The sequence below is a fragment of the Stackebrandtia sp. genome (assembly GCF_035643755.1).
GTDB lineage: Bacteria > Actinomycetota > Actinomycetes > Mycobacteriales > Micromonosporaceae > Stackebrandtia.
Genome location: NZ_DASQPW010000210.1, coordinates 1 through 7510, shown reverse-complemented (window position 1 = coordinate 7510; position 7510 = coordinate 1). Strand labels below are relative to the sequence as shown.

The window sequence follows — 7510 nt, the reverse complement described above, 5'->3', positions numbered from 1 at the left end:
GAAGCGGCCCGTGCTGGGGGCGCGCTGCGCGGCGGAGATGAGCTCGCGCACGGCGGCCACCCCGATGGTGAGGCCGTCGGGGATGACGTGGGTGACGTCGCCGTGGGTGCCGGCCAGGGTGGTGCGGCACGCCGAGCACTCGCCGCAGCCGCCCTCGGGGCACTCCAGCGCGGCGGCGAAGGCGCGCGCGGCCACCGAGCGGCCCGAACCGGGCGGCCCCGTGAACAGCCACGCGTGGGTCATTCCCGCGGTGCCCGCGCGGGCGGCGGCCACCGCGTCGCCCAGGGTGGCGACGGTGTCGTCCTGTCCGACGAGGCGGTCGAACACGGGCGCGGTCATGATGGCGTGGCCCTTCCTGTCGAGAACTGCACCTGGCCGTCGTTGCCGTCGGGCCCCTGGGGTTCGGCGTCGGCGTCGGGCGTCGGCGCGTCGGGTTCGGGGGCCTCGGGCGGCAGGGCGTCGGCGTCGACACCATAACCCGCGGCTGTGTCATCCTCGGTGTTCTTGCGCGGCGCGGGAAGCATCGATTCCACCCGCTCGGTGACCTGCCTGGCGATCCGCTCGGGGTCGTCGGTGGCGTCCACGACGAGGTAGCGGGAGGGGTCGGCGGCGGCCAGGTCGCGGAACTTGTCGCGCACCGCCTCGTGGAAGCGCAGCGACTCCTGTTCGAGGCGGTCGCCGTCGGTGCCGCCGGTGGCCCGCACCAGGCCGACCCGCGGGTCGATGTCCAGCAGCACCACCAGGTCGGCGCGCAGGCCGCCGGTGGCCCACGACGACAGCCACGCCACCTCGTCGGAGGGCAGGTCCCGTCCGCTGCCCTGATAGGCCAGGGACGAATCGATGTATCGATCGGTGATGACGACGTCGCCCTTCTCCAGGGCGGGACGCACCACCTTGGACACGTGCTGCGCGCGGTCGGCGGCGTACAGCAGCGCCTCGGTGCGCGGCGACGGCGAGGTGCCCGAGGAGGGGTCCAGCAGCAGGGAACGGATCCGCATGCCCAGCTCGGTGGCGCCCGGTTCGCGGGTGAGCACCACCTGGTGCCCGCGCAGCCGCAGCCACGCGGCGAGCTTGACGGCCTGTGTGGACTTTCCGCCGCCCTCGCCGCCCTCGAAGGCGACGAAGAAGCCGCCCGCGGGCGCCTCGGTGGTCAGCGGGCGTCCCCGCATCGAGCTCCACAGGTCGGCCAGGATCGGCACGCCCGGCTTGTCGTCCATGTAGCGAAACGCGATCCACCCCGACAGCGCGGCCAGCACGGCGGCCACCAGCAGCAGGATGCGGCTGAACGACAGGTCGAGGGAGACGATGCCCAGGTCGAGGGTGCGGGCGGCGCCGAAGCCGCCGATCACCGACGACACCGACACCGCGACCATCAGCACGACGCGGGCGCTGGTGGAGATGAACGCGAACATCCGCCCGCGCACGGTGTCGGTGACCTCGCGGCCCAACAGCGTGATGCCCGACAGGAACGCCATTCCCGCGCCCGCGCCGACGATCAGCGTGCCCGCGACGGCCACGGCCAGGTGCGGGGCGACGGCGTCAATGCCGAGCCCGATGCCCGCCAGCACGATGCTCATGCCGAACCAGCGGCGCCGCGACAGCTCGCCCACGGCGCCCGGCCCCGCCACGATCCCGACTCCCAGTCCGATGAAGACGGTGGCGAACAGGAGGGTGAAGGCGGCGTCGCCGCCCGACAGGGAGCGGGCGTAGAACTGGCCGCTGCCGATGATGACGCCCGCGCCCGCGAAGGCGCCGAGGATGCCCAGGACGAGCCCGCGCACCATCTTGTTGCCGCTCATGTGGCGCCAGCCCTCGGCGAAGTCCCGCCACAGCCCGTGGGGCTTGTCGCCGGGCGCCTGTCCCGGCTCGATCTTGCGGACGCTGATTTCGGGGATGCCGAAGAACACGACGATCGCGGCGGCCATGAAGGTCACGGCGTTGAGGTAGATGCCGATGGCGGCGGGCTGCGCCCAGCCGCCGAGGCTCGCCAGCGGCACCGCCATCCACTGTGTCGACAGCAGCGACATGACGCCCGCGGCGATCACGGGGGACAGGCCGTAGGTGGTGACCAGGGTGAGCTGGTTGGCGGCCTCGAGCTTGCTGCGGGGCAACAGGTTCGGGACGGCGGCTTCCTTGGCGGGCATCCACATCATGCCGACGGCCTCGATGCAGAACGTCGCGATCGCGGTCCAGCTGGCGGCCTTCAGCCCGTCGCCCGTCCACAGCGCCACCAGGGGCACGGACGCGAAGAGGAGGAAGCGCAGCACGTCGCACACGGCCATGGTGATGCGGCGGTCCCAGCGGTCGGCGAAGACGCCCGCGATCGGCCCGAGGATCAGTGACGGCACCAGGCGCACCACGATCACGGCGCTGAAGGCGGCGCCCTGCGCGGTGGGGTTGTGGAACTGGGACGCGGCGAACAGCGACATCGCCAACAGCCCCAGCCAGTCGCCGATGGCCGACAGCCCCAGCGACAGCCACAGGCGACGGAAGGGGCGGATGCGCAGGATCGCTCCCAGGTCTGACACGCCCGACATCCTGCTCCCTCCAGATTGATCTCCACAGGGTATCGGCGCCGCGCCCGCGGCCATGGCGACACCCAAGGATGTGGCGGTGAGGACCCGTTCGGCGGGCCGCGAGACGCCTGGACGCTTCGCCCGGCGGCATAGTCGTCGTGGCCTTTGTCGTCGACGAAGGCCCCTCCTCCGCCGTGCCGGGCTCGATCCACACGCCTGTCGCCGCACGAGGGCACTCGTGGCCGCATCCCGCGCGGTCTATGCTTCGAACATGAGGGATTTTCACAATGGCGCCGAGCAGCGGGAGCGATACGACACCGCCACCGCGAAGTTCTCGCCGCCCGTGGCGATCGTCGACCTGGACGCGTTCGACGCCAACGGGCGGTCGATGCGCGAGCGCGCCCGCTCGCTGCCCGTGCGGGTCGCCAGCAAGTCGCTGCGCTGCCGCGCGCTGCTGGAGCGCGCCCTGCGCGGGGCGGGCTACGCGGGAATCCTCGCCTTCAGCCTCGAAGAGGCACTGTGGCTGGTGGAGCAGGGCACGGTGGACGATGCCGTGATCGGCTACCCCACCGCCGACCGCGCCGCCCTGGCGGTGCTGGCCGGCAACGAGCGCGCGGCCTCCGCCGTCACCCTCATGATCGACGACGTCGCCCAGCTCGACCTCGTCGACGCGATCGCCCCGCCGTCCACCCGCCCGTCCATCAGGGTGTGCATCGACCTGGACGCGTCCTGGAAGGTGCTCGGCACCCACCTGGGTCCGCTGCGCTCGCCCGTCCACGCGCCCATCGACGCCGTCCGCCTCGCCAAGAAGGTGTTGGCGCGCAAGGGTTTCCACCTCGTCGGCCTGATGAGCTACGAGGGCCAGATCGCGGGCCTCGGGCCCAAGGGCGCGGCGGTGCCCGCCCTGATCCGTCTCGCCCAGCGCCGTTCCTTCGCGGAGCTGCGCCGCCGCCGCACCAAGGCGGTCGCGGCGGTGCGCGCCGTGGCCGACCTCGAGTTCGTCAACGCGGGCGGCACGGGCAGCCTCGAGCTCACCGCCTCCGACCCCTCGGTCACCGAGCTGACGGCGGGCAGCGGCTTCTACGCCCCCGCCCTGTTCGACGACTACGACAACTTCACGCTCCAACCCGCGGCGGCCTTCGCCCTGTCGGTGGTCCGCCGCGCTGCCCCCACCACGGTCACGCTCCACGGCGGAGGCTGGGTCGCCTCGGGCGCGGCGGGCCGCTCCCGCCTCCCCCGCCCCTGGCTCCCCGCGGGCCTCAAGCTCGCCGACATGGAGGGCGCGGGCGAGGTCCAAACCCCCGTCACCGGCGAGGCGGCGCGCCACCTCGACATCGGCGATCGCGTCTGGTTCCGCCACGCGAAGGCGGGGGAGCTGTGCGAGCGCGTCAACCACCTGCACCTGATCGCGGGCGACTCGGTCGTGGACACCGTGCCGACGTATCGCGGCGAGGGAAAGGCGTTCCTGTAAGGGTTGTGGTGGCGGGTCGAACGGGAGAGCACTCGCTTCACACGCGAGGGGTCTGTGGCGAGCCCTCCGTAGGTCCTCGGCCCCGCGTCCTCACGCCTCCACGCGCGCTCTATACAGCCAGAACGCGGGCAGCAGCGCCGTGGCGATGACGATCCCGACGATCACCAGCCCGCCGCCTCCCGCCGCCGCGGCCGAGGTGCCGACGGCGGCGGCCGCCCAGCCGTGGGTCATGGCCGCCAGGCGGGGGCCTCCCGCGACCACGACCGTGAAGGCGCCCTGCATGCGTCCGCGCATCTCGTCGGTGGCCGCCGTCTGGAGGATGGACTGTCGGTAGATCATGCTGATCACGTCGGCGCCGCCGCCGATCGCGAGGAACACCACGGCGAGCCACAACGTATGGGACAGACCGAATCCCACCATCGCCGCGCCCCACACCGCGATCGCGACCACCACGGCCACGCCCTGGCGTCGAACGCGCCCGACCCAGCCCGACACCAGGCTGACCAGCAGCGACCCGATGGGGATGGCGGCGAACAGCCACCCCAGCGCGGGACCGCCGCCCGACGGGTCGCCGAACGTCCGTTCGGCCATCTCGGGGAAGATCGCCAACGGCATGCCCACGACCATGGCGATGATGTCCATGAGGAACGACGCCAGCAGTACCTTCTGGGTCCCCATATAGCTGAAGCCCTGCAACACTTCCCGTAGCCCCGCGCGCCGCTTCTCGCTGGTGAGCGGGGGGATCGACGGCAGTCGCCACACCGCGATCATCGCCAGCGTCACCGCGACGGTGTCGATGCCGTACAGGACGGGCAGCCCCAGCCACGGCAGCAGCGCGCCCGCCGCCAGCGGCCCCACGATCGCCGACATCATCGACATGGACGCGCTCAACGCCGCCGCCGCGGGCAGCTGCTCGGACGGCACGATCCGCGCCACGACGGCGCCGCGCGTGGAGCGGTCGATGCCGTACAGGGCCTGGTTGAACGCCAGCAGGATCATCACGGGCCACAGGGATGTGGTGCCGCTGAACGCCTGCACCCACAGCAGTGCCGAGATGACGGCGGTGCCGCCGCTGGTGAACATCAGCAGCTTGCGGCGGTCGATGGCGTCGGCGATGGCGCCGCCCCACAACCCGAAGATCAACAGGGGCACCAGCCCGACGATGCCCGACACGCCCACCCACGCCGACGATCCCGTGATGTCGTAGATCTGTTTCGGGACGGCGACGATCGTCATCTGGGAGCCGACGCCCGTGACGACGCCGCCCCACCACAGGTTGCGGAACGCGGGAATCCGCAGGGGGCGGGTATCGACTACCAGGGAGCCGAGCACCTTACGCATACGCGATTGTTCAGGGGTTTCAACGCGGGGGGCCACGTCGAATAACCCTATGGCTCGCGGGAGTCGGCGGGCGAGTGATTTTCATCCCTCGGGGTGTCCGCGGTGCCGTCGCCACTCGTCTTCCAGGATGGACATGATGATGTTGTCGACCCACTGTCCGTCCCACAGCAGCTCGTCGCGCTCGACGCCCTCGCGCACGAATCCCGCCTTCTCGTAGGCGCGCCGCGCCCGCGGGTTGAACGCATACACCCCCAGCGAAATGCGGTGCAGCCCAAGGGTTTCGAACCCGTAGCCGACGATGAGCCGCGTCGCGTCGGTCCCCAGCCCGCGCCCCTGGCCGTCGGGGCCGATCATGATGCGGAAGTTGCAGCGCCGATCCTCGGGCTCCCATTCGTTGAGCACGGCCTCGCCGACGCATTCGCCCGTGGCGTTGTCGACGATGGCCAGGTCGAGGCGGTCGGTGGTGTCGCCTCGGGTGGAGGTCCAGTGGCGGGCCACCTCCTCGGTGGTCTCGCCGCGGCTGCCCGTGTATCGAGTCACCTCGGGGTCGTTCATGGCCTTCCACAGCGCGGGAAAGTGCTCGGGGGCCATCGGCACCAGGGTGGCGCGCTCGCCCTTGAGCGTCGGCTTAATCGAGAAATCGGTCATCGCCGCAGCCTAAGGCTCGCCCCTCGCCCACACCAGGACGTTTCACGCCCGAATGGCACAATGTCGCCGTGCGGTTTCACGCCGATTTGCATATCCATTCCAAGTACTCCCGCGCCTGTAGCAAGGATTGCGACCTCGAGCATCTCGCGTGGTGGGCGCGGCGCAAGGGGATCACGGTGGTCGGCACGGGCGACTTCACCCATCCCGCGTGGTTCGATCACTTGCGGGACAACCTGATCCCGTCCGAGCCCGGCCTCTTCCGCCTGAAGGACGAAGTGGACGGTGGGGTGCGCCGCGATCTGCCGCCGAGCCTGTCGGATCGCACCGTGCGGTTCATGCTGTCGGTGGAGATCTCCACGATCTACAAGTACGGCGACCGCACCCGCAAGATCCACCACCTCGTCTACATGCCCGATCTGGACGCCGCCGCCGAGTTCAACCGTCGCTTGGGGAGCATCGGCAACATCGGCTCCGACGGCCGCCCGATCCTCGGCCTGGACTCCCGCGACCTGTTGGAGATCGCGCTGGAGAGCTCGGACGACGCGTACCTGGTGCCCGCGCACGTGTGGACGCCGTGGTTCGGGGTGCTGGGATCGAAGGCGGGCTTCGACGTGGTGGCCGACGCCTACCGCGACCTGGCCGATCACATCTTCGCCCTGGAGACGGGTCTGTCTGCCGATCCCGAGATGTTCTGGCGCATCTCAGGTCTGGATCGGTACCAGCTGGTCAGCCACTCCGACGCGCACTCGCCTCCCATGCTGGGCCGCGAATCCACGGCGCTGGACACCGATGTGGACTATTTCGCGATCAGGCGGGCCCTCCAAACGGGGCGGGGCCTGGCGGGCACGGTGGAGTTCTTCCCCGAGGAGGGGAAATACCATGTGGACGGTCACCGCAAGTGCGGCGTGTGGATGGAGCCCGCCCAGACCCGTCGGCGGGGGTCGCTGTGCCCCGAGTGCGGCAAGCCGTTGACCGTCGGCGTGTTGAGCCGCGTCGAGGAGCTCGCCGACCGTCCCGCCGACACGCGTCCCCCCAACAAGCCCGGCTTCACCAACCTGGTGCCGCTGCCCGAGATCGTCGGCGAGATCGCGGGCGTGGGGCCGAAGAGCAAGCGGGTGCGCGGCGAGGTCGACGCCCTGGTGGCCGCCTTCGGTCCCGAGCTGTCCATTCTGGAGGACGTCCCCGTCGGTGACATCGCCGCCCACGACACGCTGCTGGGCGAGGCCATCTCCCGCCTGCGGCGCGGCGAGGCGAACCGCCAGCCTGGCTTCGACGGAGAGTACGGCGTGATCCGCCTCTTCGAACCCGACGAGCTGAAGCGCCTCACGGTCGCCGACGTGCCCGCGCTGTTCGACGAGGCGCTGTTCGGTCCCCCCGTCGAGAAGACCCCACCGCCCGCGCGGGTCCCGCGCCAGCGCGGTGAGGCGGACGTGGAACGAAGCGGCTCCGTGACGTCGGACGCGGGACGGCCCGACGTCGACGGGGAGACGCTGGTGGACAACGCTTCCGCGGTGCCCGACGCGGGAGAAAGCAC

General features: G+C 71.1%; 4 protein-coding genes and 2 pseudogenes. 2 read left to right on the top strand and 4 right to left on the bottom strand.

Going from position 1 to position 7510, the window contains the following annotated elements:
• Positions 1 to 339 (bottom strand): annotated as a pseudogene (locus VE172_RS16205) (DNA polymerase III subunit delta'); the annotation flags it as partial.
• Positions 336 to 2429 carry a dTMP kinase gene (tmk, locus tag VE172_RS16200; RefSeq protein ID WP_414715111.1) on the bottom strand — a complete coding sequence of 698 codons (2094 nt, stop codon included), beginning with the start codon at positions 2427 to 2429 and terminating at the stop codon, positions 336 to 338. The pseudogene VE172_RS16205 and the gene tmk, both read right to left, overlap by 4 nt.
• Positions 2430 to 2787: 358 nt before the next feature.
• Here tmk and VE172_RS16195 point away from each other — a divergent pair, with 358 nt between their 5' ends.
• Complete coding sequence (locus tag VE172_RS16195; RefSeq protein ID WP_324802968.1) at positions 2788 to 3987, top strand: amino acid deaminase/aldolase; 1200 nt, start codon at positions 2788 to 2790, stop codon at positions 3985 to 3987.
• A gap of 90 nt (positions 3988 to 4077) precedes the next feature.
• On the opposite strand, the gene VE172_RS16190 is transcribed toward VE172_RS16195, so the two are convergent.
• Both VE172_RS16190 and VE172_RS16185 read right to left on the bottom strand, forming a co-directional pair.
• The gene (locus tag VE172_RS16190) at positions 4078 to 5328 is read right to left on the bottom strand and encodes an MFS transporter (protein WP_324802966.1); all 1251 of its coding nucleotides are present in this window, start codon (positions 5326 to 5328) and stop codon (positions 4078 to 4080) included.
• Positions 5329 to 5409: 81 nt separating this feature from the next.
• Entirely contained in the window at positions 5410 to 5976 is a 567-nt protein-coding gene (locus tag VE172_RS16185; protein WP_324802965.1) for a GNAT family N-acetyltransferase, read from the bottom strand.
• A 68-nt stretch (positions 5977 to 6044) separates the two neighbouring features.
• Between VE172_RS16185 and VE172_RS16180 the strand changes: the two are divergent.
• Positions 6045 to 7510, top strand: a pseudogene (locus VE172_RS16180) (endonuclease Q family protein); the annotation flags it as partial.